A 23,373-nucleotide genomic window follows, 5' to 3' on the forward strand; every position below is an offset into this window, starting at 1 on the left:
GGGGAAGGGGATTCGCGTGGGGATTCTGGTCTCGAGCTTCGGGGTGCTGGCCCCGGTCACGATCATCGCCAGTCCGTTCGCCCTGTTCGCGTGGCGGTTCCTGGCCCGTCGGCGGAGCCGGACCAGGCCGATGTGGGTCGCCGCGTCGACCGCCGGGATCGACGTCGGCGCCGTCCTGCTCGCCGCGCTGGTGCTGGCGCTCACCATGATCCCGGTCGGCGCGACCCGGACCAGCTCGCTGCACCTGGTGCCGGGCTCGGACATCCTGACCGAGTTCACCGACGACGGCTCGCTGTGGCAGATCGCCGGAAACCTGCTGCTGCTGGCCCCGCTCGGCGCGCTGCTGCCGCTGCGGCTGGCCCGCCTGCACTCCGTCGCGCGGGTGGCGTGGGCCGCGCTTGCCGCGTCCGCGGCGATCGAGCTGACCCAGTTCGCCCTGCACCTCGGCCGCGTCACCTCCACCGACGACGTCCTGCTGAACACCCTGGGCGCGGCGGCCGGAGCCACCCTGAGCTGCGGCTGGATGCGGGATCGCGCGGTGCTCGGGATTCCCGCGCCGCGTCAGTCCGCGCCCGGCAAGCGCCCGGTGGGGGTCTGAGTGTCCCCGGCCATCGCGGCGACGCGTTCGGCGAGCCGGGCCGCGGCCTCGCGCAGCTCCGGCGGTTCGAGGATCTCCGCCTCGTAGCCCAGCCGGGCGACGTGCACGGCCAGCCAGTCCAGCTGGTCGCCGCCCGCGACGAGCAGGCACCACCCGTCCCGGTCCTCCTCGACGCGCCCGACCTGCGGCGGCACCAGGTCCCGCACCTCCTCGGCGCCGGCCCGCAGCCGCACCTTGGCGAGGTAGCGGTACGGCGCGGCGCTGACCGAACGCTGCACGTACGCCACCGGGTCGGGGTGCTCGCGCGGCCGGAAGCGCCAGGTCGTGGCCGTCACCTCGCGCATCCGGTCCAGCCGGAAGGTGCGCCAGTCGTCGCGGTCGACGTCCCAGGCCATCAGGTACCAGCGGCGGTTGGTGGCGACCATGCGCACCGGCTCGACCGTGCGCTCGCGGTCCTCGCTGCCCCGGCTGGAGTACCGGAACCGCACCCGCACCGCGTCCCGGCACGCGCGGGCGAGCGTGACCAGCAATTCCGCGTCGATCTCGATGCCCGCGACGAGCGTCTCGGTGGCTCCGTGCACCGCCCGCACCTCGGCGCGCAGCCGCGGCGGCATGACCTGGTCGAGCTTCGCGAGCGCCCGCAGCGCCGCGTCGCCGGCCCCGGCGACCGTGCCGCCGGACGCCAGCCGGAGCGACACCGCGGTCGCGATGGCCTCTTCGTCGTCGAGGAGCAGCGGCGGCAGCCGGGTGCCCGCGCCGAGCTGGTAGCCGCCGCCGACGCCCGCCGTGGCGTGCACCGGGTAGCCGACCGCGCGCAGACGCTCCACGTCGCGGCGCACCGAGCGGTCGGTGACGCCCAGCTCCGCGGCGAGTTCGGCGGCGGTCCAGGACGGCCGCCGCTGCAGCAGCGCCAGCAGCCGCAAGACCCGCTCGACGGTGGCTTCCACGCTCATGCCGGAATGGTTCCAGAGATCGCGGAACGATCCTGTCCGCTATTGGTTGCATGCTTGCCCCCATGAACCTGAACCGACTGCTCCGCGACCAGATCGACTGGCACTGGACCAACCAGTTGCGCGACCGCCTCGCCGGGCTCACCGACGACGAGTACTTCTGGGAACCCGCGCCGGGCAGCTGGAACGTGCGCCCGCGTGGCACCGGCACCGCGCCGGTGCAGGCCGGGGCCGGGTCGGTGACCATCGACTTCGCGTTCCCGGAACCCGACCCGGCCCCGATCACGACGATCGCCTGGCGCCTCGGGCACGTGATCGTCGGCGTGCTCGCGGTGCGCAACGCCGCCCACTTCGGCCGCACCCCCACCGACTACCAGTCGTTCGAGTACGCGCCGACCGCCGACGAGGCGCTGTCCCAGCTCGACGCCGAGTACGCGATGTGGATGAAGGGTGTGGAGTCGCTCGGCGAAGAGGCGCTCGCGCGCCCGTGCGGCGAGGCCGAGGGGCCGTACGCTGAATGGCCGATGGCCGCGCTGGTCCTGCACATCAACCGCGAGCTGATCCACCACCTGTCCGAAGTGTCCCTGCTCCGCGACCTGTACCTGCACACCCGGATCCACCAGGAGGCGAACTGACATGGCCCGCGAAATCCAGGTCACTTTCGACTGCGCCGACCCGGCCGCGGTCTCCGCGTTCTGGGCCGAGGCCCTCGGTTACGAGCTGCAGGCCCCGCCCGCCGGGTTCGACTCGTGGGACCAGGCGCTGGAGGCGATGGGCGTGCCGCCGGAGCGGCGCAACGACGCCTCCGCGGTGGTCGACCCCGACGGCAAGGGCCCACGGCTGTTCTTCCAGAAGGTGCCCGAGGGCAAGACGGTGAAGAACCGGGTGCACCTCGACGTGCGCGCGGCCCCCGGCCTCCGGGGCGACGAGCGGATGGCAGCGCTGGAAGCGGAAGCCGAGCGACTGACCGCCCACGGCGCGAAGCGGATCCACCGCCGGGAGCCGGCGCCGCCGATGGCGTTCGGGCACATCGTCATGGCCGACATCGAGGGCAACGAGTTCTGCCTGGACTAGCTGTGGATCACCACGGCAGGGTGATCAACCGGGCGCACCAGCACGCCGCAGGCGCCCGCATCGACGGCGACCTGCAAAAGGAACCGCCAGGCGGTATCGACGGGCCCGAACCGGCCGACCACGCGCTGGGCCGGTCGCGGGGAGGCTGGACGACCAAGCTGCACCTGGCCACCGAGCAAGGCCAGAAACCGTTGTCGTTGCTGGTGACCGCCGGTCAACGTGGTGATTCACCGCAGTTTGAGGTGGTGCTGGCCAGGGTCCGGGTCGCCCGGATTGGTGGTGGGCGAGCCCGGACCCGGCCGGATCGTGTCCTGGCGGACAAGGCCTACAGTTCCCGCGCCAACCGGGCCTATCTGCGGCGGCGCGGGATCGCGTGCACGATTCCCCAGCCCTCTGATCAGGTCCGGCATCGCCGCAACCGCGGCCGGGCCGGTGGGCGGTCACCGGCATTCGACCCAGAGATCTACAAGCAACGGCACGCGGTCGAGTGCGGCATCAACCGCCTCAAACGCAACCGAGGCGTCGCCACACGGTTCGACAAACTCGCGGTTCGCTACGAGGCGACCGTGCACATCGCGGCGATCAACGAGTGGCTACGCCATTGAAACAGACCTAGTCGTCGAACCTTCCGCGGCGGCCGCGCTTGACGTCGCCCCGGCGCTTCTTCTCCGCCAGCCGTCGCTCCTTCGCGCCGCGCGACGGTTTGGTGGGGCGGCGCGGCGGCGGGGGTGGCGCGGCCGCCGCGCGCAGAACCGCCACCAACCGCTCGCGCGCGGCCTCGCGGTTGGCCAGCTGTGCGCGGTGCTCGCTGGCCGCGATCGTCAGCACCCCGTCGACCAGGCGCGACCGCAACCGCTCCAGCAACCGCGGCCGCAGATCGTCCGGAATGGTCGGCGACCGGGCCACGTCGAAGGACAGCTCGACCCGCGAGTCCGTGGTGTTCACGCCCTGACCACCGGGCCCGGACGAGCGGGAGAACCGTTCGCGCAGCTCGGCGGCCGGGATCACCAGCCGCCGGGAAACCTGCAGGTCAGAACCGGGGGTGGTCACCGGTCAGCACCGCGCGCGGGGCCTCGGTGTCCTCGGTCGTGCGGATCTCGCCCAGCACCCACGCCGGCACGTGCCGCGCGGTCAGCACCGCCAGCGCCCGGTCGACGTCCTCGGACCCGACCACCGCGACCATGCCGACGCCCATGTTGAACGTCTTCTCCATCTCGGCCCGCTCGACCTTGCCGCGCTGCTGGATCAACGCGAACACCGGCGCCGGCGTCCACGTGCTGCGCTCCAGCTCGGCGCGCAGCCCGGCCGGGATGACCCGCGCCAGGTTGGCCTCCAGCCCGCCACCGGTGATGTGCGCGAACGTGCGAACGTCGGCCTCGGCGGCCAGCGCCAGGCAGTCCTTGGCGTAGATCCGGGTCGGCTCGAGCATCTCCTCGCCGAGGGTGCGGCCGAACTCCTCGACGTGCCCCTCCAGCGGCATCCGCGCGATCTCCAGCAGCACGTGCCTGGCCAGCGAGTAACCGTTGGAGTGCAGCCCGGACGCGCCCATGCCGATGACCACGTCACCGGGGCGCACCCGCTCCGGCCCGAGCACTTCGGACGCCTCGACCACGCCGACCCCGGTGGCCGAGATGTCGTAGTCGTGCTCACCCATCAGGCCGGGGTGCTCGGCGGTCTCACCGCCCAGCAACGCGCAGCCCGCCTGGACGCAGCCCTCGGCGATGCCCGCGACCAGCGCGGCGATCTTCTCCGGCACGACCCGGCCGACGGCGATGTAGTCCTGCAGGAACAGCGGCTCGGCGCCGGTGACGACCAGGTCGTCCACGACCATCGCGACGAGGTCGATGCCGACCGTGTCGTGCTTGTCGAGCGCCTGCGCGACCGCGATCTTCGTGCCGACACCGTCGGTGGACGACGCGAGCACCGGCTCCTTCCACCGGTCCAGCTTGAGGGAGAACAACCCGGCGAACCCGCCGACCCCGCCAAGCACCTCGGGCCTGCTCGCGCGCTCCGCGTGCGGTTTCAGCAGCTCGACCGCCTGGTCACCGGCTTCGATGTCGACGCCGGCTGCGGCATAGGTTGCGCTCGTGGACTCGCTCACGGCAAGCGGACTCCTGAACTCGACTGGACTCACGGACGCCGGACGGCATCCTCAGCACCGTACCCGGCCTGGGTGACGGTCCTGGCATCCGCCGGGTCGAGCCCTTCCAGCACGTACTTGCCGATCAGCGCGTCGTCCGGCAGCGGAATCGGGTACTGGCCGTCGAAGCAGGCCGTGCACAGCCGGGTCTTCGGCTGCTCGGACGCGGCGACCAGGCTGTCCAGCGAGACGTAGCCCAGCGAGTCGGCGCCGATCAGGCGGCGGATGCCCTCCAGGTCGGCGCCGTTGGCCACCAGCTCGGCCCGGGATGCGAAGTCGATGCCGTAGAAGCACGGCCAGCGCACCGGCGGCGACGCGATCCGGACGTGCACCTCGAGCGCGCCGGCCTCGCGCAGCATCCGCACCAGGGCGCGCTGGGTGTTGCCGCGGACGATCGAGTCGTCGACCACGACCAGCCGCTTGCCGCGGATCACGTCGCGCAGCGGGTTCAGCTTGAGGCGGATGCCCAGCTGGCGGATGGTCTGCGAGGGCTGGATGAAGGTGCGGCCGACGTAGCCGTTCTTGACCAGGCCCTGGCCGTACGGGATGCCGCTGGCCTGCGCGTACCCGATCGCCGCGGGGGTGCCGGACTCCGGCACCGGGATGACCAGGTCGGCCTCGACCGGGTTCTCCGCGGCCAGCCGCTTGCCGATGTCCACGCGGGTGGCGTGCACGCTGCGGCCGGCGATGGAGGTGTCCGGCCGGGCCAGGTAGACGTATTCGAAGACGCAGCCCTTGGGCTCCGGGCTGGCGAAGCGCGAGGACCGCAGGCCCTCGGCGTCGATGGCGATCAGCTCGCCCGGCTCGACCTCGCGGACGAACGACGCGCCGACGATGTCCAGCGCCGCGGTCTCGCTCGCGACGACCCAGCCGCGCTCCAGCCTGCCGAGCACCAGCGGGCGCACGCCGTGCGGGTCGCGGGCGGCGTACAGCGTCGACTCGTCGGCGAAGACCAGGCAGAACGCGCCGCGCAGGGTGGGCAGCAGGTCCAGCGCGGCGGCCTCGGTGCCCTTGTCCGCGGCGGCGTCCGCGAGCAGGCCGACGACCAGGTCGGAGTCGCTGGAGGAGCCGGTCAGCTCGCGGTGCGGCTTGAGGCCCGCGGCGCGGGTGCGGTCCCGCAGCTCGGCGGTGTTGACCAGGTTGCCGTTGTGGGCGAAGGAGATGCCGCTGCCGGTCGCCGTGTGGCGGAACATCGGCTGGGCGTTCTCCCAGGTCGAGGACCCGGTGGTGGAGTACCGGCAGTGCCCGACCGCGATGTGCCCCTGCAGCGAGGAGAGCACCTGCTCGTCGAACACCTGGCTGACCAGTCCGAGGTCCTTGAAGACCACGATCTGCTTGCCGTCCGAGACCGAGATGCCGGCGGCTTCTTGCCCACGGTGCTGGAGCGCGTACAGGCCGTAATAGGCCATCTTCGCGACTTCTTCACCGGGGGCCCAGACACCGAAGACACCGCACTCTTCTCGCGGTTCGCGCTCGGGCTGGTCGTCGATGTGGTGGGAAACCACGAAAGTGCTCCCTGGAGACGAGGGCAGGCCTACTCAAGTGTAGGTCGTGGACGATCGAAGTGACGCCCAGTGGTCAGTGGCGCTGGCCACTGACCACCGGGCGCCGACTCCCCCTCACGGGAGCGGCTTGCGGGTCAGCTCGCGGCGAGCCAGGTGGAGCGGCCGGTGCCGGTGGGCACCCAGCAGCCGCCGCGACCGGACGACTCGTCCGGCGGCGCCGCGGCGTCGTCCGGCAGGGCGAGCAGCTCGTCCAGCACCGGGGCGGCCTCGCCCGCGGTGCGCCACAGCACCGTCCGCGGGGCGAGGACGTCGTCCTCGTCGCCGGGGATGCGAGTGGCGACCACGTCGTCCTCGGCGTTGAGGCGGACCACGTCGATTACCGCGTCGTGCGCGCGGACGCCGACGACCGCGATCACGGCGCCCTTCGCGTCGCGCGGGTGCACGAACTGGTAACCGCGGGCGATGAGGTCCTGCAGCAGGTCGTCGACGGACTTGGCCGTGTCAGTTGAGGACATCGTCGAACTCGCCGTCCTTCGCCCCCGCGACGAACGCGGCCAGTTCGTCGCGGGTGTAGATGAGCGCGGGGCCTTCGGGGTAGCGGGAGTTTCTGACGGCGAACCGGTCCGTGGACAGCTGGGCGAACTCGACGCAGTTGCCGTTGGCTCCGCTGCGTGCGCTCTTGCGCCAGGACGCGCCGGTGAGGGCGCCGGCGGGCATGCCGTTCACGAACTGCTCAGCCATACTTCCCCAACCTTCCGGGTCAGTGCATCTGCGCGGTGCAAATGCACGTGCACTGGCCTTGTGGCGATCACGCTACCACTGGTGACTGCACGGGTAAATGCACGTGCACGGCCGAGACTAATCCCAGATCGGAGGGTGAGGAATGGGGCGGGGCATGTAATTCGATCGGGTGACAAAAACTGGCCTGGCTGGCCTCGTTCCGACTACTCGTCGTCACCCATTTCGTCTAAAGCTCTTCCCGCTTCTTCAACAGCATCTGCCGGGTCCGATCGGGTGTTTCCGCGTCGACGGCGAGCCGGTCGAACGCGCGGCCGTAGACCTCCAGGTCCTCCGGCTTCTCCAGGTACTGCGCGCCGTTGAGGTGCTCGACGTAGGCGATGTTCGGCAGGTCCGGCTCGGCGAACTGCAGCAGCGAGAAGGCGCTTTCCGCGGCGAACCCGCTCATGTCGAACGGGATGACCTGGATGGTGATGTTGGGCAGCTCGATGAGCTCCAGCAGGTGGCTGATCTGCTGCTTGAGGACGGCGGCGCCGCCGAACGGCCGCTCCAGCACGGCTTCGTCCAGGACCGCCCACAGCCGCGGCGGCTTCGGCCCGCTGAGCAGCTTCTGGCGGCGCATCCGCAGGCCCACCTTGCGCTCGACGCCCTCGTCCCGGCTGTCCGGGTCGCCGTGGCTGATCACCGCACGCGCGTAGCGCTCGGTCTGCAGCAGGCCGGGCACGAACATCAGCTCGTACGTGCGGATCCGGGAGGCAGCCTCCTCCAGGCCGATGTAGTTGTCGAACCAGCCGGGGACGAGGTCGTTGTAGGGGTGCCACCAGCCGGGCTGGTTGGACTCCTTGACCATCTTGACGGCCCATTCCCGCTCGGCCGGGTCGTGGACGCCGTACATGGTCAGCAGGTCGGTGACGTCGCGTTCCTTGAAGCCGACGCGACCCAGCTCCATCCGGCTGATCTTCGACTCGGACGCGCGGATCTCCCATGCCGCCTTGGCGCGCGTGATGCCCGCCTTCTCGCGCAGGCGGCGGAGCTGGGTGCCGAGGATCATCCGGCGAGCCGTCGGGCCGGTGGCCTGTTCGGAGCCGGGGAGGTCGATGGGAGCCATCAAAGACCCTTCCTCGCAGAAATCACCAGTCATCCAACTTACAGCGCGGTGAGCCGCAGTCAAGCGCGGTGTGGATTTACCGGGCGCGGCACGCCCCTTACCCTACGTGGGTCCGACAATTCCATTCACATTCGATACGCCCGGGAGACCCGCGATGTCCGGTGCCACCGCTCCCTATCCGAGTGCAGTTCCCGTAGGTGTGGACCCGACGAGGGCGAGCATCGCGCGCGTGTACGACGCCGCGCTCAACGGCAAGGACAACTACGAGATCGACCGGCAGGTGCTGGCGCAGGTCCGCACCGTCGCCCCGCAGGTCAACGACCTGGCCTGGGCCAACCGGGACTTCCTGATCCGCTCCTGCCGGTTCCTGGCCATGCAGGCCGGGATCGACCAGTTCCTCGACCTCGGCTCCGGGCTGCCGACTGCCGAGAACACCCACCAGGTCGTGCAGCGGGTGCACCCCGAGGCGAAGGTCCTCTACGTCGACAACGACCCGGTGGTGCTCGCGCACGGCCGCGCGCTGCTCGAGGAGAACGACCGCACCCACTTCGTCGCCGCGGACATCTTCCAGCCGGAGCAGATCCTGGAGCACCCGGAGATCCGCGAGTTCCTGGACTTCTCCCGGCCGATCGCGTTGCTGCAGATCGGCACCTGGCACCACTACCTCGGCGACGACGGCGGCGAGAAGATGGCCACCTACATCGACGCGCTGGCCCCCGGTTCGTACGTCTCCATCGCCCACTTCTACAACCCGGGCACACCGGAGCACGCCGAGCTGGCCGCGAAGATGGAGGAGAAGTTCGTCCACAGCCCGATGGGCAGCGGCCGGTTCCGGACCAGGGAGGAGATCCAGGCCCTGTTCCCCGGCCTGGAGATGGTCGAGCCCGGCCTCGTCCTGTGCGACGACTGGTGGCCGGACGGCCCGCGGCTGCAGCCCCTGAACCTCGTCCGCCAGTGCATCGCCGGCGGTGTCGGCCGTAAACCGTAACCAAGAGTGGCGGCTTGCTAGGCGGTGCGAGCTGCGTGGGTGGTCCTAGAGGCGCACGATCGGCAGCCAGTGCGAGAGGTCGGCCCGGGTCCCGGACGCCGTGACCCGGCCCTCCCGCACCGCGTCCGTCCATTCGAGACGGCCCGTGGCCAGTTCCAGCCACGTCCGCGGGTCCGTCTCGACCACGTTCGGCGGCGTGCCGCGGGTGTGCCGCAGCCCCTCGACGCACTGCACCGCCGCGAACGGCGGCACCCGCACCTCGACACTCCTGCCGGGGGCGTCCTGGGCGAGCGTGCGCAGGCTCAGCCGGACGGCCGCGGCGAGCTCCGGGCGGGCAGGCCGGTCGGCTTCTCCGCTCAACCAAGCCGAAACGACCTGCAGCGCGGCTCTCAACTCAGCGGGGTCAACCGGACGCGGTGCGGGCATGGTCAAACAGTAGAGTGCACAGCAGCAGACGTGAGCAAGGTGACGCGGAAACACGGGGTTCGCACATGGCGCAGCGGGACGAGGCGGATCGGCTTCTACCCAATCCTCAGCCCGAGCACAAGACGGGCAAGCCCAAGATCACCGAGGAGATGCGCGCCAACGCCAGGGCGAACCCGAACAGCTGGCTCTACGTGATCGACGAGGCGTTCGACCCCAACGGGCCGGTGCCGTCGTGGGCCGTCGTGGGCGCGTACCCGGTCAACGGCAGCGGCAACATCGTGGAGGACTTCCACCCCAACGACCGCTACCGGCCGTCGCCGAAGGCGCTCGGGTTCCCGGAGCCGCGCAACGACCTGGAGCGGCTGCTGCAGCTGGTCCGGACCAACCACCGGCCGGCGAGCGACCTGCCGCCGGTGATCCTCGACTCGACGCTGTTCGTCTATGCGCTCGCGCCCATGCAGCGCACCGTCATCGGGTTCCACAACACCGACGGCCGCGTCCTGGTGCCCGCGTACACGTCGAAGTCGCTGGTGCCGCCGGAGTGGCCGCACGCGAGGGCGGTCCTCGGCCGCGACATGGTGCCGCTGCTCGCGGGTCACGCGGTGGCGATCAACCCGCACGACGTGGTGACCGCGGTGGTGCCTGCCGAGCACCTGGTGGCCGCGCTCGAGCAGGAGCAAAAAGACTAAACATTCCGCACGGTTAAGCCAGTCGCATCACGCTTTCGAGCTAAGCCGACTCGCAAAAAGCGCTCCATCGAGGCATCGTGACGACCATCGGAGGATGGGAGTCGCCGTGCAATTCTGGAGTTCGAAACTGCGCCTGGGCACGCTGCTCGTGTCCGTGGCGCTGGGGACGACCGCCGTGTGCGGAGCGGGGTCGTCCGCCGCGTCCACACCGGACTACTCGAAGGCGGAAAGCACTTTCGCCGGTTCGCAGATCGCCGCTGTCGAGGGCAAGGGCGATCCGCCCCGGTACAACGCGGATTCCGGCGCGCTGGGGCACGACGTCAGCGGGCACCAGGGTGACGTGAACTGGCCGAGCGCCTGGGGGGCGGGCGGCCGGTTCGTCTACGTCAAGGCTACCGAGGGCACCGGGTTCATCAACAAGCGTTTCACCCAGCAGTACAACGGTTCCTACAACATCGGGATGATCCGCGGCGCCTACCACTTCGCGCGCCCGGACGTCTCCGGCGGCCGCGAGCAGGCTGAGTACTTCCTCGCCCACGGCGGCGGCTGGACGCCGGACGGGCGGACGCTGCCCGGGGCGCTCGACGTGGAGTACAACCCGTACGGCGAGGCGTGCTACGGCCTCGACCCGACGCGCATGGGCGAGTGGATCCGCGACTTCTCGGACACCTACCACGCCCGCACCGGCCGCTTCCCGGTCGTCTACACCTCGACGAACTGGTGGAACAAGTGCACCGGGAACAACGCGGGCTTCGGGCAGAACAATCCGCTGTGGATAGCCCGCTACCAGCCGACCGTCGGCCCGCTGCCCGCCGGGTAGTCGCGCCAGTTCATCTGGCAGTTCGCCGATTCCGGAGTGCTGCCGGGCGACCAGAACCTGTTCAACGGGCCGCTGGAGCAGGTCAAGGGTTTCGCCACCAACAACTGACGTCGTAATCCGGTCGAGTTACTACGAAAGTCGGGCCGTCGTCGGCGACATGCGGGAATCACCCACTCGCCATCTGAAATTCACGGGATTCGGTGACAAAGCGGCAAGTCGTCATCAAGAATCACGGCCTGGACGGTCTCCCTGCAACCAAGACCGTCCTCAGCGAGGGCAATGGAAAGGACTCGGGTATGTCTGCTCCACGGAAGAGATGGTGGCGGTTCGCCACGTCCGCCACCGCCGCGTCGGTCGCCGTGCTCGTGCTCGGCGCCCTGGCCCCGGCCGGCGCGGCTCCGGCCACTGTCGACGGGATGCCGGTCGACGACTACGTCGCTCGTTACGATCACCCGATGGGTTCGCAGATCGCGCGCGTCGAGGGCGATCACTCGACCGCGGAGACGCAGGCCGCCGCCGCCGGCGACACCGCGGCGGCCGCGACGGTGGAGGGCATCGACGTCAGCGGCCACCAGGGCAACGTCGACTGGGCGAACTACTGGGGCCAGGGCAAGCGGTTCGCCTACGTCAAGGCGACCGAAGGCACGTACTACACCAACCCGTACTTCGCGCAGCAGTACAACGGTTCCTACAACATCGGCATGATCCGCGGCGCCTACCACTTCGCCACCCCGGACACGGCGTCCGGCGCCGCGCAGGCGAACTATTTCGTCGACCACGGCGGGGGCTGGTCGGCGGACGGCAAGACGCTGCCGGGCGCGCTGGACATGGAGTACAACCCGTACGGCCCGACCTGTTACGGCTTGTCCAAGAGCGGGATGACCGCGTGGATCAAGGACTTCAGTGACACCTACCACGCCCGCACCGGGCGGTACCCGGTGATCTACACCAGCACGAGCTGGTGGAACCAGTGCGTCGACGGGGCGTTCGCGGCGACGAACCCGCTGTGGATCGCGCGCTACGCCTCGACGGTGGGCACCTTGCCCTACAACTGGGGTTTCCACACGTTCTGGCAGTACTCGTCGAGCCCGATCGACCAGAACACCTTCAACGGCGCGTACGACCGGCTGCAGGTGCTCGCCACCTCGAAGGGCTGACCGCGAGGGGGCTCCCGCCCGTCCGTGGTGGGAGTCTCCTTCGCTTTTGTCGGGGTCGCCAGGCACAATGCCCGTGATCAGTGCGATGTCCGGGCGTGGGGGAACCAGGTTCGGCGCCGATACGTCCGAGCAGGGCGTAGCGATCCAGGAAGGGCGACGTCGATGACCTACCCACCGCAGCCGGGACAGCCGGATTACGGTCAGCAACCAGATCCGTACGGCCAGCAGCAGGGCGGCTATCCCCAGTCCGGGGGCTTTCCGCAGCAGGGTGGGCAGTACGGCGGTCAGCAGTACCCGGGCCAGCAGCCCTACGGCCAGCCCGAGTACGGCCAGCAGCCCGGTTACGGGCAGCAGCCTGGCTACGGCCAGCAGTACCCGGGCTACGACCCGAACTACCCGCAGACCGCGCAGTTCGGCTACGGCGGACCGCCGCCCGGTGGCGGCAGCAAGAAGGGCCTGTGGATCGGCCTGTCGGTCGGTCTCGTCGTCGTGCTGGCGGCGCTGGGCATCACCGGGTTCTGGGTGCCGGGATTCTTCCTCGGCGACTCGAAGGACGACGGGCCCCAGGCGGTCGCGCAGCAGGTGATCGACGGGATCCGGAACCACGACAAGAACGCGCTCAACGCGTTGAAGTGCGCGGACGCGGACCGGTCGGTCACGTCGGCGATCGAGGACGTCAACGACGTCGACAGCATCACGATCGGCAAGATCACGGAGAACGGCGACACCGCGACGGTCGAGTTCACCGCCAGCGCGGGCGGCGAGGACGGCACCGGCACCGGCACGCTGGCGAAGGTCAACGGCAAGTGGTGCTGGAAGGACCTGGAGACCAGGGCGTCCGGCAGCGGCGGCTCGACCCGCACGTCCACCTCGCGCTCGTCGAGCAGCCGCACGCCGACGTCGTCCAGCAGCTCGTCGACCGGGGGCACCGGCGGCAGCGACGGCAAGGCGATGGTCGAGGACTTCCTGGCCAAGATGGCGGCCGGTGACGTCAACGGCGTGACCTCGCTGGTCTGCTCCGACGCGACGCAGGACAACAAGGACGACGCGCGGGAGGCCGCCGAGAAGCGCGCCAACGTGACGCCGACCTACGACAGCGCCACGGACACCATGGTGTCCGGCGACCTGACCGGCACGCAGCAGGGCGAGCAGGTCACCGGCCTGTTCTTCGCGGAGAACTTCGACGGCGAGGGCTTCTGCGTCTCGGTGTTCGGGGTGTTCTAGCCGGATCGGCGGCCGAGGCCGGGGCGCCTCGGCCGCATGATCAGCGCCGCGACGTAGTACGTGCAGGGCGTCGCGGCGCGGTTGGCGTAGGAGAGGGTGACGTCTGCCGGGAGGTAGAGGCTGTCACCCTCTTCCAGTTCCAGGGTGTCCTCGTCGATCGTCAGCGTGAGGACGCCGGACTGCACGTAGATGAACTCGTGGGAGCCCGCCGCGTAGGGCGGGTACGTGCCGGCCTCGCAGCCCGCGGGCAGCGTCGAGCGGATCCACTCGAAGTTCACCCCCGGCACGACGGGGGTGAGGATCGTCCGCTGCCACCCGCCCGGCTCGTCGACCACGTCCTGGTCCGCGGCCCGGCGCACGACCATCCGCGGCGGCTCGGTGAGCAGGTCCGTCAGTGGTAGCCCGAGCCCCTTCGCGATCCGGTCCAGCACCACGACGGTCGGCGCCTTCGAGCCCCGTTCGACGGCGGACAACATGCTGACGCTGACCCCCGACCGGTCGGCGAGCCCCTGCAGCGTCATGCCGCGCCCGGTGCGGGCGGTCTGGATGCGCCTGCCCAGCGCGTCGAGATCCATGTATCCTATAGTAGTGGTTGCTTCTCCTATAGTGAAATCGGCTGGAGTGGCCGACCTGCCGGCCATCGCGGGGATCTACGAGGGTTACGTGCGGACCAGCACGGCGACGTTCGAGCTGGAACCGCCGGACCTGACCGAATGGACTCGCCGTTTCACCGCGATCACCGACGCCGGCCTCCCGTTCCTGGTGGCCGAAGTGGACGGCCGCGTCGCCGGCTACGCGTACTGCTCGCCGTGGAAGACGCGCCCGGCCTACCGCCGCACGGCGGAGAACTCGATCTACCTCGCCCCGTGGTCGACGGGCCGCGGCGTGGGCGGCGCGCTGCTGGACGCGCTCCTGTCCCGATGCCAGGAGAACGGAATCCGCGAGGTGATCGCGGTGATCGCCGACCCGGAACGCAACCCGGCCTCACCGGCGCTGCACCGCCGCCGCGGCTTCGCCGACGTCGGGGTGCTGCGCAACGTCGGCTACAAGCACGACCGCTGGCTCGACACGCTCCTGCTGCAGAAGAGCCTGATCTAGGGTTCCGGCATGCCACAGTGATCGCGCGGTGGCCCAACGACCGGTGCCGCGCGGCGAGGACGATCGGTGCTCCGAGCACGGGCGGCATCAGCTGAAGCTGCTCCGTGCCGGACGCGTCACGGATCGACGCTTCGGCCAAGCCGGTGGAACTCCCGACCGCCGACCACGTCGAGTTCCGCGGCCGCGTCCACTCACTGCCCTGGAACCCACGGCCCGGTCATCTTCGACGGTGCCGAGTTCGCGGGCGCCACCGCACTGCGGCAGTAGCGTCCGCGACTCCTCAGTCGAACAGCTTCGGGAGCGTGCTCTCGAACGCGTCGCGCAGTTCTTCCATCCCGAAGGTCGCCACGCCCTGGATCTCCAGGCCGCCCGCCTCCGGGTCCACGACGCCGGCCTTGCGCCAGGGGAGGCCGCGGGCCGTGCACATCTCCGTGAACCGCAGCTCCTCGGTCCGCGGCACCGCCACCAGGACCCGCCCGGTGGACTCCGAGAACAGCTGCACGAACGGGTCGGCGTCCTCGTCGAGCAGGGCCCGCGCCCCGCACTGGCCGATCAGCACCATCTCTACCAGGGCCTGCGCCAGGCCGCCGTCGGACAGGTCGTGCGCGGCCGAGATCATCCCGTCGCGCGAACCGGCGACCAGGATCTCCGCCAGCAGCCGCTCGCGCTCCAGGTCCACCTTCGGCGGCAGCCCGCCCAGGTGCCCGTGGATCACGTGCGCCCACGCCGAACCGCCGAACTCGTCGTGCGTCTCGCCGAGCAGCAGGAGCGTCTCGCCCGCCTCGGCGCCGATCCCGGTCGGGATGCGCCGCCGCACGTCGTCGATCACGCCGAGCACGCCGACCACCGGCGTCGGCAGGATCGCCGTCTCACCGGTCTGGTTGTAGAAGCTCACGTTGCCGCCGGTCACCGGGATGCCGAGTTGCGCGCAACCGTCGGCGATGCCGTGCACGGCCTGTTCGAACTGCCACATCACGCCCGGGTCCGTGGGCGCCCCGAAGTTCAGGCAGTCGGTCACGGCCAGCGGGGTGGCGCCCGTCGTCGCCACGTTGCGGTACGCCTCGGCCAGCGCGATCTGCGCCCCCGCGTACGGGTCGAGGTACACGAACCGGCTGTTGCAGTCCGTCGACACCGCGACGCCGCGCCCGGTCTCCTCGTCGATGCGGATCATGCCGCCGTCCGACGGCTGCGACAGCACCGTGTTGCCGCGCACGTACCGGTCGTACTGGTCGGTCACCCACTCCTTCGACGCCTGGTTCGGCGACGAGACCACCTTCAGCAGCGTCTCCCGCAGTTCGTCCGGAGTGGACGGACGGTGCAGCTTCTCCGGCGTGTCCGCCTGCAGCTCGTCCTGAGTGGACGGACGGGCGACCGGCCGGTCGTACACCGGGCCCTGGTGCGCCACGGTGCGCGGCGGCACGTCCACCACGGTCTCGCCGTGCCAGGTCACCACCAGGTGGTCACCGTCGGTGACCTCGCCGATGACGGTGGCGATGACGTCCCACTTCGCGCACACCGCGAGGAAGGCGTCCACCTTGGACGGTTCGACGACCGCGCACATCCGCTCCTGCGACTCGCTGGAGAGGATCTCCGCCGGGGTCATGCCCTCGGCGCGCAGCGGCACCTTGTCCAGCTCGACGTGCATGCCGCCGTCGCCGGCCGCGGCCAGCTCGGACGTCGCGCAGGACAGGCCCGCGCCGCCGAGGTCCTGGATGCCGACGACGAGCTTCTGCTGGAACAGCTCCAGGCAGCACTCGATGAGCACCTTCTCGGTGAACGGGTCGCCGACCTGGACGCTCGGCAGCTTCTTGCGGCCGCCGGAGTTCTCGTCGCCGGAGAACGTGTCGCTGGCCAGCACCGACACGCCGCCGATGCCGTCCAGACCGGTCCGCGCGCCGAACAGGATGATCTTGTTGCCGGTGCCGGACGCGAACGCCAGGTGCAGGTCCTCGGTGCGCATCGCGCCCACGCACAGCGCGTTCACCAGCGGGTTGCCCGCGTAGCTGGCGTCGAAGGCGACCTCGCCGCCGATGTTGGGCAGGCCGAGGCAGTTGCCGTACCCGGCGACGCCGGCCACGACACCCGGCAGCACGCGGCGGGTGTCCGGGGCGTCGGCCGGGCCGAAGCGCAGCGAGTCGGCCACCGCGAGCGGCCGCGCGCCCATCGCGAGGATGTCGCGCACGATGCCGCCGACACCCGTCGCGGCGCCCTGGTAAGGCTCCACATAGGACGGATGGTTGTGGCTCTCGACCTTGAAGGTGACCGCCCAGCCGTCGCCGATGTCGACGACACCGGCGTTCTCGCCGATCCCGGCGAGCATCTTCGAGCGCATCTCCTCGGTGGTGGTCTCGCCGAAGTAGCGCAGGTGCTTCTTCGACGACTTGTACGAGCAGTGCTCGCTCCACATCACCGAGTACATGGCCAGCTCGGCGTCCGTCGGCCGCCTGCCCAGGATCTCGCGGATGCGCGCGTACTCGTCGTCGGCGAGCCCGAGCTCGCGGTAGGGCTGCGGGAGGTCCGGCGTTTCCGCGGCCCGCTCGGTCGTGTCGATGGCCAGGGTGTCGGTCACGGCCTCCAGGGTACTTGCAGCGCTCTGACCGGCAGAAAATCGGTCGCGTGAGGTGAGCTGGGGCACTTACCGTCTGTTGTCATGCGCCTCCGGTCCCGGCTCACGCCACTGCGATTCCTGGGCGCGCTCCTGCGGGCGCGGCCGTGGCTCGCCGTGTCCGCGTGCGTCCTGGGCGCGCTGTGGCTGCTGCCCGGCGCGCTGCTGCCGCTCGTGATCGGCGGGGTGGTCGAGGACATCCGCGCCGGCGAGGACCTGCTCGGCGGGGTCGGCTTGGTCGTGTTGCTCGGCGTGGCGCAGGCGGTGTGCGCAGGCGCGCTGATCTTCGCCGTGCACACCATGTGGATCCACGGCGCGGCGATGACGCAGCGCGCGGTCGTCGAGCACACCGCGCGGCTCGGGGCGTCGCTGCGCCCGCAGGCCGGGACCGGTGACGTGATGGCGGTGTCCTCCTCGGACATCAACCACATCGGCAACGTGTTCGAGGTGGCAGGCCGGCTGTTCGGCTCGGTGGTGGCCTTCCTCACCGTCAGCCTGGTGCTGATCGGCATGTCGCCGCTGCTGGGCGTGATCGCGCTGGTCGGGGTCCCGCTCGCGACGCTGAGCATGGGCAAGCTGGTCGCGCCGCTGCAACGCCGCAAGGGCGTGCAGCGCGAGGAGCTGTCCAGCGTGAACGCGCTGGCCGCGGACATCGTGTCGGGTCTGCGGATCCTCCGCGGCGTCGGCGGCGAGCAGCAGTTCCTCGGCCGGTTCCGCGGCGCCAGCCAGCGGGTCCGGCGGGCGGGCGTCGAGGTGGCGCGCAGCGAGTCGTGGCTGGTGGGCGCCGAGGTGCTGCTGCCCGGACTGGTCACGGTGGCGATCACCTGGCTCGGCGCGCGGTTCGTCGCGGCGGGCACGATCAGCGTCGGTGAGCTGGTGGCGTTCTACTCGTCGTCGGTCTTCCTGGTGGTGCCGGTGAGCACGGCGACCGAGTTCACCGCCGCGTTCTCCTCGGCGATGGTGTCGGCGAAGAAGGTCTGCGGAGTGCTGAGCCTGCGGCCGCTGCTGTCCGAGCCGGACGCGCCGGTCGCGCTGCCGGACGGGCCGCTGGAGCTGCACGACACGACCTCCGGGTTCACCGCGGTGGCCGGGAAGCTGACCGTCGTGGACGCCGGGCCGGATGCCGAGGCGCTGGCCGCGCGGCTGGCCCGGTTCGCCGACCCGGAGCCCGGCGAGCGGGTACTCGTGTCCGGCGTGCCCGCCGACCACGTGGCGCTGGCCGAACTCCGGTCACGCGTGGTCTACGCGCACAACCAGGACCTGTGGTTCTCCGGCATCCTGCGGGATCAGCTGGTCCCGGCCGAGCGGGCGGAGGTCGCGCTGTGGGCCGCCGACGCCGAGGACATCGTCTTGGGCCTGCCGAACGGGCTCGACGAGCTGATCGGCGAGCGGGGCCGCGAGGTGTCCGGCGGCCAGCGGCAGCGGCTGAACCTGGCCCGCGCGCTGGCACTGGACGCCGACACCCTGCTGCTCGACGAACCGACCTCGGCCGTCGACGCGCACACCGAGGCCCGCATCACCGAGCGGGTCACCGAGCTGCGCCGTGGCCGCACGACCGTCGTCTTCACGGAAAGTCCACTGTGGAAAGCGGTGGCGGACGAGGTGATCACATGCGTTTCAAGCTAGTTCTCGCGACCGGCGCCGAGGCCCGGCGCTGGGCGCGGGACCTGCTGCGCGTGAACCGCCGCGAGTTCGGCGTCGTGATCGGGCTGTTCGGCCTGGCCACGATCGCCGGGCTCGCCGGCCCGCAGATCCTCGGGCGCCTGGTGGACCTCGCGGTGGCCGGGGACAGCCGGATCGACCTGCTCGCGCTCGCGTTCGTGGTGATCCTGGTGGTGCAGGCGGTGCTGAAGCGGCTCGCGCGCTTCAGCACCGGGATGCTCGGCGAGCGCGTGCTGGCCGAGACCCGCGAGGGGTTCGTCGAGCGCGCGCTGCGGCTGCCGCTGGGCACCGTCGAGGCGGCAGGCACCGGTGACCTGATCAGCCGCGCGACCACCGACGCCGACCGGATCGACTTCTCGGTCCGCAACGCGATCCCGGAGATCTCGATCGCGCTGATCACGATCGTGCTGACCGTCGCGGGGATGATCGTCACCTCGCCGCTGCTGTCGCTCGGGCTGCTGGTCGCGGTGCCGATCGTGGTGTTCACCATGCGCTGGTACGTCCGGCGCGCGCCGCGGATCGTCGAGGAGATGCTCGACCAGTGGTCGGAGGTGCAGTCGAGCCTGCACGAGACCACCGAGGGCGCGCGCACGGCGGAGGCACTCGGGCTGACCGGGCGGCGGATCGCGCTCGGGAACCGCACGCTGGCCGGGGCGGTCCGCGGCGAACAGCGGCTGCGCGGGGTGACCGTCGGGTGGCTCCCGTGGATGCAGATCGCGCAGGTCACGCCGGTGGCGGCGGTGCTGCTGCTCGGTGGCTGGGCGTACGGCGAGGGTCTGGTCGGGCTGGGCACGATCACCACGATGGTGGTGTACGTGCAGGCGCTGGCCGGGCCGCTCGAAGAGGCGATGTGGTGGGTCGAGGACCTGCAGGTGTCCGGCACGGCGCTGCGCCGCGTTTTGGGAGTGCGGGGCGAGGCGGAACGCGCGGGTGGACCGCGGCCGCGTGGCCAGGAGATCGTGGTGCGCGACGTGCACTACGGCTACTCGGCAGGCCGCGAGGTGCTGCACGGCATCGACCTGCGGGTGCCGCCGGGGCAGCGGCTGGCGATCGTCGGCCCGTCCGGTGCGGGCAAGTCGACGCTCGGCAGGCTGCTGGCCGGGGTCGCCGCGCCCGGTTCGGGTTCGGTGACGATCGGCGGCGCGGAGGTGTCCGAGCTGGCCGAGGACGTGCTGCGCGGCGAGGTGCTGCTGCTGACCCAGGAGCACCACGTGTTCTCCGGGACGCTGCGGGAGAACCTGACGCTGCCGGCGGGCTCGTGGCCGGACGAGGAGCTGGTGCGCGCATTGGCCGCGGTCGGGCTGCGCGACTGGTTCGACGGGCTGCCGGACGGCCTGGAGACGAAGCTCGGCTCGGGCGCGCTGGCCGTACCCGCCGCGACCGCGCAGCAGCTCGCGCTGGCGCGGGTCGTGCTGGCCGACCCGCACACGGTGGTGCTCGACGAGGCGACCTCGCTGCTGGACACCTCGTCGGCCCGCCACCTGGAGCGGTCGCTGAGCGGGGTGCTGGACGGCCGGACCGTGATCGCGATCGCCCACCGGCTGCACACCGCGGCGGCGGCCGACCGGGTCGCGGTGCTGGAGGCCGGGCGGATCACCGAGCTGGGCACGCACGCCGAACTGCTCGCCGCGAACGGCCCGTACTCCCGCCTGGTGACGGCCGCCAACGTCGGCTGAGGTTCCTCCGGAGGCCCGGCGCCCCCGGAGGAACCCGCCGGATCAGGCGTTGACGAGGCTGTCGACCAAGCTGAGGAACATCCCCAGCCCGTCGTCGCTGGGGCCGGTCAGCGCGTCGATCGCGTGCTCGGGGTGCGGCATCAGGCCGACGACGCGGCCGTTGGCGCTGCAGATGCCCGCGATGTCGTCACGCGAGCCGTTCGGGTTCTCGCCGACGTAGCGGAACACCACGCGGCCCTCGCCCTCCAGCTCGTCCAGCGTGGACTGGTCGGCGACGTAGCCGCCCTCGCCGGACTTGAGCGGCACCAGGATCTCGGCGCCCGCCTCGTACCGGGTCGTCCACGCCGTGGTGTTGTTCTCCACGCGCAGCCACTGGTCGCGGCACACGAAGTGCAGCTTCTTGTTGCGCACCAGCGCGCCCGGCAGCAGCCCGGCCTCGCACAGGATCTGGAACCCGTTGCAGATGCCGAGCACCGGCATGCCGCCCTTGGCCGCGTCGACCACCGACGACATCACGGGGGCGAAGCGGGCGATCGCGCCGCAGCGCAGGTAGTCGCCGTAGGAGAAGCCGCCGGGCACGATCACCGCGTCGACACCGCGCAGGTCCTCGTCGGCGTGCCACAGGTTGACGGCCTCCGCGTCGGCATAGCGGGCGGCGCGGACCGCGTCCACGTCGTCCAGCGTGCCGGGGAAGGTGATCACACCGATCTTCACGGGAGCCTCCGCACGGTCCACTCCTCGATCACCGGGTTGGCGAGGAAGCCCTCGGCGATCTTGGCGAGCGTCTCGTCGTCGACCGAGTCGTCGACCTCGAGCTCGAAGTGCTTGCCCTGGCGCACCGAGGTGACCCCGGTGAAGCCCAGCCGCGGCAGCGCCCCGGCGACGGCTTGACCTTGCGGGTCGAGGATCTCGGGCTTGGGCATGACGTCAACCACCACACGGGCCACGGCGGGTCGCTCCAGTAATCGCAGGTAGGCGGTACCAGCCGAGTCTAGCTGTGGTGCGGGCACACCCCGCCCAGGGTGGTGATGGGTGTGACCTGGATACCTTCTGCCGATGGGAATGACACTGGGGTTCATCGAGGTCACGCCGGAGCAGCTGGACGGCGTGATGGACGACGGCAGGCTGGCCGAAGAGCTGTACGACGAGCTCAGCGACGACGCGACCGTCCGCGACGGGTTCATCGAGAAGGCCTGGGACGGCATCCAGTACCTCCTCGACGCCGCCGGGGTCGATGTGGACCTGCGCATGGACGGCGACCCCATCGAACACGACGGCGACGAGTTCAACGGCTTCCCGCCGGAGACGGTCAAGAGCATCGCCGAGTCGCTGAACGCCGCGCCGTTCGAGCGGCTCGCCGAGCACTACGACCCCGCCGACATGATGGCCCGCGAAATCTACCCGCGGATCTGGGACACCCACTCGGACGAGGAGCTGGAGTACCTTTCGGTGAACTACGCCACGCTGCGGGAGTTCTTCGACGCGGTCGCCCGCACCGGCAACGCCGCACTCGGCTGCTTCTCCTTCTAGCTGGTCAGCACCTTCGCGGTGTCCGCGCGGCGGCGCAGCACCCGGCGCAGCCCGTACGTGCCGAACAAGCCGAGCACGGACACCGCGATCAGGAAGTACAGGCCGGTCGCGGCCGAACCGGTGGCGTCCACGATCGCCGCGATGCCCATCGGGCCGAACCCGCCGCCGAGGTTGCCGATGCCGTTGATCGCGGCGATGCCCGCGGCCGCGGTCGCCCCGGCGAGGAACTTCGGCACCAGGCCCCACATCACCGGCTGGGCCGCGTAGCCGCCGATCGACGCGACGCACAGCCCGATCATCTGCAGCCACGGGGCACTCGCGGTCGCGGCCACGAGGAACCCGGCGATCGAGAAGCCGAGCATCAACGCGAGCCAGCCGAAGGGCGCCTCGCGCCGGTTGGCCAGCCGCGGCACCACGAGAAGACCAGCCATGACGCACACGTACGGGATCGCCGACACCGCGCCGACGCCGAAGCCGGACAGGTCGCCGAAGCCCTTCACGATCGTCGGCAGCCAGAACGCGAGTCCGTAGGTGGCGAGCGGGAAGCACAGGAAGAACAGGGCCATCGCCAGCACCCGTGAGTCCTTGAGCACCGCCCACGGGCTGTGCGGCTGGGCGCCGGCGGCCTCGGCCTCGCGGCGCAGCTCGCCGGTCAGCCAGGTGCGCTCGTCGTCGGTCAGCCACTTGGCGGTCTCGGGCGACTTCGGCAGGACCCACAGCACGATCGGCGTCAGCAGCACGGCGGGGACGCCGGTCGCGACGAAGATCCACTGCCAGCCCTCCAGGCCGAGGACGCCGTGCAGGTCGTTCAGCGCGCCCATCGCCGGGTTGCCGATGATGAACGACACCGGGCCGGCCAGCATGAACAGCCCGATCGCCTTGCTGCGGTGGCTTTCCGGGAACCAGCGGGTCAGGTAGTAGATGACGCCGGGGAAGAACCCGGCCTCGGCCGCCCCGAGCGCGAACCGCGCCAGGTAGAACTGCCAGGTCGTGGACACCAGCGCGGTCGCGACGGTGACCAGTCCCCAGGTGAGCATGATCCGCGCGATCCACCGGTTCGCGCCGTAGCGGTGCAGTGCGAGGTTGCTCGGCACCTCCAGCAGCGCGTAGGCGACGAAGAAGAACACCTGGCCGAGCGTGTAGACGGTCGCCGACAGGCCGAGCTCGGATTGCAGGGTCAGCTTCGCGAACCCGACGTTGGACCGGTCGATGTAGGCGATCACGTACAGCAGCCCGAGGAAGGGCAGCAGGCGCAGGCTGATCTTGCGCAGGATGGCTGGGGGCACGGGTGACTCCGTTGTCTGCTCGTCCGATATCTCGGATGACGTTCGGCTCTCCGAACCTAAAGTCGGGATTCGGGTGGTGTCAACCGTCTTGACCGCGGT

General features: G+C 70.7%; 25 protein-coding genes and 1 pseudogene. 13 read left to right on the forward strand and 13 right to left on the reverse strand.

The window, feature by feature from the left end:
* Positions 1-16 precede the first annotated feature (16 nt).
* Positions 17-598: a VanZ family protein gene (locus tag ACCP09_RS11000; protein ID WP_433745508.1), complete on the forward strand. Its 582-nt coding sequence runs from the start codon at positions 17-19 to the stop codon at positions 596-598.
* Here ACCP09_RS11000 and ACCP09_RS11005 read toward each other — a convergent pair.
* Positions 562-1,551: a helix-turn-helix transcriptional regulator gene (locus tag ACCP09_RS11005; protein WP_027933320.1), complete on the reverse strand. Its 990-nt coding sequence runs from the start codon at positions 1,549-1,551 to the stop codon at positions 562-564. The genes ACCP09_RS11000 and ACCP09_RS11005 overlap by 37 nt on opposite strands.
* 62 nt (positions 1,552-1,613) lie before the next feature.
* Here ACCP09_RS11005 and ACCP09_RS11010 point away from each other — a divergent pair, with 62 nt between their 5' ends.
* The 3 genes from ACCP09_RS11010 to ACCP09_RS11020 are packed head-to-tail and all read left to right on the forward strand — an operon-like array spanning position 1,614 to position 3,227.
* On the forward strand, positions 1,614-2,183 hold the full coding sequence (locus tag ACCP09_RS11010; RefSeq protein ID WP_400982403.1) for a DinB family protein: 570 nt from the start codon (positions 1,614-1,616) through the stop codon (positions 2,181-2,183).
* Between the two features lies 1 nt (position 2,184).
* The gene (locus ACCP09_RS11015; RefSeq protein ID WP_027933322.1) at positions 2,185-2,622 is read left to right on the forward strand and encodes a VOC family protein; all 438 of its coding nucleotides are present in this window, start codon (positions 2,185-2,187) and stop codon (positions 2,620-2,622) included.
* 20 nt (positions 2,623-2,642) lie between these two features.
* Entirely contained in the window at positions 2,643-3,227 is a 585-nt protein-coding gene (locus ACCP09_RS11020) for an IS5 family transposase (protein ID WP_433745513.1), read from the forward strand.
* 7 nt (positions 3,228-3,234) lie between these two features.
* Here the strand turns inward: ACCP09_RS11020 and arfB are convergent, their stop codons facing one another.
* The 6 genes from arfB to ACCP09_RS11050 all read right to left on the reverse strand — a co-directional run bounded on the left by arfB (position 3,235) and on the right by ACCP09_RS11050 (position 8,113).
* Positions 3,235-3,672, reverse strand: a complete 438-nt coding sequence (gene arfB / locus ACCP09_RS11025; RefSeq protein WP_433745516.1) for an alternative ribosome rescue aminoacyl-tRNA hydrolase ArfB — start codon at positions 3,670-3,672, stop codon at positions 3,235-3,237.
* Positions 3,653-4,723 (reverse strand): phosphoribosylformylglycinamidine cyclo-ligase, encoded by a 1,071-nt coding sequence (gene purM / locus ACCP09_RS11030; RefSeq protein WP_017985765.1) that lies wholly within the window; start codon positions 4,721-4,723, stop codon positions 3,653-3,655. The genes arfB and purM overlap by 20 nt, the downstream gene beginning before the upstream one ends.
* Before the next feature lie 29 nt (positions 4,724-4,752).
* Positions 4,753-6,267, reverse strand: a complete 1,515-nt coding sequence (purF, locus tag ACCP09_RS11035) for an amidophosphoribosyltransferase (RefSeq protein WP_020421419.1) — start codon at positions 6,265-6,267, stop codon at positions 4,753-4,755.
* Positions 6,268-6,401: 134 nt separating this feature from the next.
* Entirely contained in the window at positions 6,402-6,782 is a 381-nt protein-coding gene (locus tag ACCP09_RS11040) for a hypothetical protein (protein WP_433745519.1), read from the reverse strand.
* Complete coding sequence (locus ACCP09_RS11045) at positions 6,769-7,008, reverse strand: DUF397 domain-containing protein (protein WP_017985762.1); 240 nt, start codon at positions 7,006-7,008, stop codon at positions 6,769-6,771. Before ACCP09_RS11045 ends, ACCP09_RS11040 begins: the two co-directional genes overlap by 14 nt.
* A 226-nt stretch (positions 7,009-7,234) precedes the next feature.
* Positions 7,235-8,113: a helix-turn-helix domain-containing protein gene (locus tag ACCP09_RS11050; RefSeq protein ID WP_123684449.1), complete on the reverse strand. Its 879-nt coding sequence runs from the start codon at positions 8,111-8,113 to the stop codon at positions 7,235-7,237.
* Positions 8,114-8,267: 154 nt separating this feature from the next.
* Between ACCP09_RS11050 and ACCP09_RS11055 the strand changes: the two genes are divergently transcribed.
* Positions 8,268-9,101, forward strand: coding sequence for an SAM-dependent methyltransferase (locus ACCP09_RS11055; RefSeq protein ID WP_027936356.1), 834 nt, complete (start codon positions 8,268-8,270; stop codon positions 9,099-9,101).
* A gap of 45 nt (positions 9,102-9,146) precedes the next feature.
* Here ACCP09_RS11055 and ACCP09_RS11060 read toward each other — a convergent pair whose 3' ends face one another.
* Positions 9,147-9,527 carry a sterol carrier family protein gene (locus ACCP09_RS11060; RefSeq protein ID WP_037322773.1) on the reverse strand — a complete coding sequence of 127 codons (381 nt, stop codon included), beginning with the start codon at positions 9,525-9,527 and terminating at the stop codon, positions 9,147-9,149.
* Between the two features lie 65 nt (positions 9,528-9,592).
* On the opposite strand from ACCP09_RS11060, the gene ACCP09_RS11065 reads away from it, so the two are divergent.
* The 4 genes and pseudogenes from ACCP09_RS11065 to ACCP09_RS11080 all read left to right on the forward strand — a co-directional run bounded on the left by ACCP09_RS11065 (position 9,593) and on the right by ACCP09_RS11080 (position 13,417).
* The gene (locus ACCP09_RS11065; RefSeq protein ID WP_020421413.1) at positions 9,593-10,216 is read left to right on the forward strand and encodes a type VII secretion system-associated protein; all 624 of its coding nucleotides are present in this window, start codon (positions 9,593-9,595) and stop codon (positions 10,214-10,216) included.
* A 94-nt stretch (positions 10,217-10,310) separates the two neighbouring features.
* Positions 10,311-11,144: pseudogene (locus tag ACCP09_RS11070) on the forward strand (lysozyme).
* 188 nt (positions 11,145-11,332) lie between these two features.
* Entirely contained in the window at positions 11,333-12,193 is an 861-nt protein-coding gene (locus ACCP09_RS11075) for a lysozyme (protein WP_378332864.1), read from the forward strand.
* Positions 12,194-12,355: 162 nt separating this feature from the next.
* On the forward strand, positions 12,356-13,417 hold the full coding sequence (locus ACCP09_RS11080) for a hypothetical protein (protein WP_123684452.1): 1,062 nt from the start codon (positions 12,356-12,358) through the stop codon (positions 13,415-13,417).
* Here ACCP09_RS11080 and ACCP09_RS11085 read toward each other — a convergent pair.
* Positions 13,414-13,992: a helix-turn-helix domain-containing protein gene (locus ACCP09_RS11085; RefSeq protein ID WP_433745526.1), complete on the reverse strand. Its 579-nt coding sequence runs from the start codon at positions 13,990-13,992 to the stop codon at positions 13,414-13,416. The genes ACCP09_RS11080 and ACCP09_RS11085 overlap by 4 nt on opposite strands.
* Positions 13,993-14,038: 46 nt before the next feature.
* On the opposite strand from ACCP09_RS11085, the gene ACCP09_RS11090 reads away from it, so the two are divergent.
* On the forward strand, positions 14,039-14,515 hold the full coding sequence (locus ACCP09_RS11090) for an N-acetyltransferase family protein (protein ID WP_433745529.1): 477 nt from the start codon (positions 14,039-14,041) through the stop codon (positions 14,513-14,515).
* Between the two features lie 280 nt (positions 14,516-14,795).
* Here the strand turns inward: ACCP09_RS11090 and purL are convergent, their stop codons facing one another.
* Positions 14,796-17,084: a phosphoribosylformylglycinamidine synthase subunit PurL gene (purL, locus tag ACCP09_RS11095; protein ID WP_020421406.1), complete on the reverse strand. Its 2,289-nt coding sequence runs from the start codon at positions 17,082-17,084 to the stop codon at positions 14,796-14,798.
* A gap of 81 nt (positions 17,085-17,165) precedes the next feature.
* Here purL and ACCP09_RS11100 point away from each other — a divergent pair, with 81 nt between their 5' ends.
* Positions 17,166-18,746: an ABC transporter transmembrane domain-containing protein gene (locus ACCP09_RS11100; protein ID WP_433745533.1), complete on the forward strand. Its 1,581-nt coding sequence runs from the start codon at positions 17,166-17,168 to the stop codon at positions 18,744-18,746.
* Positions 18,731-20,458, forward strand: coding sequence for an ABC transporter ATP-binding protein (locus tag ACCP09_RS11105; RefSeq protein WP_433745536.1), 1,728 nt, complete (start codon positions 18,731-18,733; stop codon positions 20,456-20,458). Before ACCP09_RS11100 ends, ACCP09_RS11105 begins: the two co-directional genes overlap by 16 nt.
* 42 nt (positions 20,459-20,500) lie before the next feature.
* On the opposite strand, the gene purQ is transcribed toward ACCP09_RS11105, so the two are convergent.
* Positions 20,501-21,172 (reverse strand): phosphoribosylformylglycinamidine synthase subunit PurQ, encoded by a 672-nt coding sequence (gene purQ / locus ACCP09_RS11110; RefSeq protein ID WP_027933336.1) that lies wholly within the window; start codon positions 21,170-21,172, stop codon positions 20,501-20,503.
* Entirely contained in the window at positions 21,169-21,405 is a 237-nt protein-coding gene (purS, locus tag ACCP09_RS11115; RefSeq protein WP_017985747.1) for a phosphoribosylformylglycinamidine synthase subunit PurS, read from the reverse strand. The genes purQ and purS overlap by 4 nt, the downstream gene beginning before the upstream one ends.
* Positions 21,406-21,514: 109 nt before the next feature.
* On the opposite strand from purS, the gene ACCP09_RS11120 reads away from it, so the two are divergent.
* Positions 21,515-21,988 (forward strand): YfbM family protein, encoded by a 474-nt coding sequence (locus ACCP09_RS11120; RefSeq protein ID WP_084022709.1) that lies wholly within the window; start codon positions 21,515-21,517, stop codon positions 21,986-21,988.
* Here ACCP09_RS11120 and ACCP09_RS11125 read toward each other — a convergent pair.
* Positions 21,985-23,274, reverse strand: coding sequence for an MFS transporter (locus ACCP09_RS11125; RefSeq protein WP_027933337.1), 1,290 nt, complete (start codon positions 23,272-23,274; stop codon positions 21,985-21,987). The genes ACCP09_RS11120 and ACCP09_RS11125 overlap by 4 nt on opposite strands.
* Between the last annotated feature and the right edge of the window lie 99 nt (positions 23,275-23,373).

Source organism: Amycolatopsis sp. 3B14, assembly GCF_050958625.1.
GTDB classification, from domain to species: Bacteria; Actinomycetota; Actinomycetes; order Mycobacteriales; family Pseudonocardiaceae; genus Amycolatopsis_E; species Amycolatopsis_E thermoflava.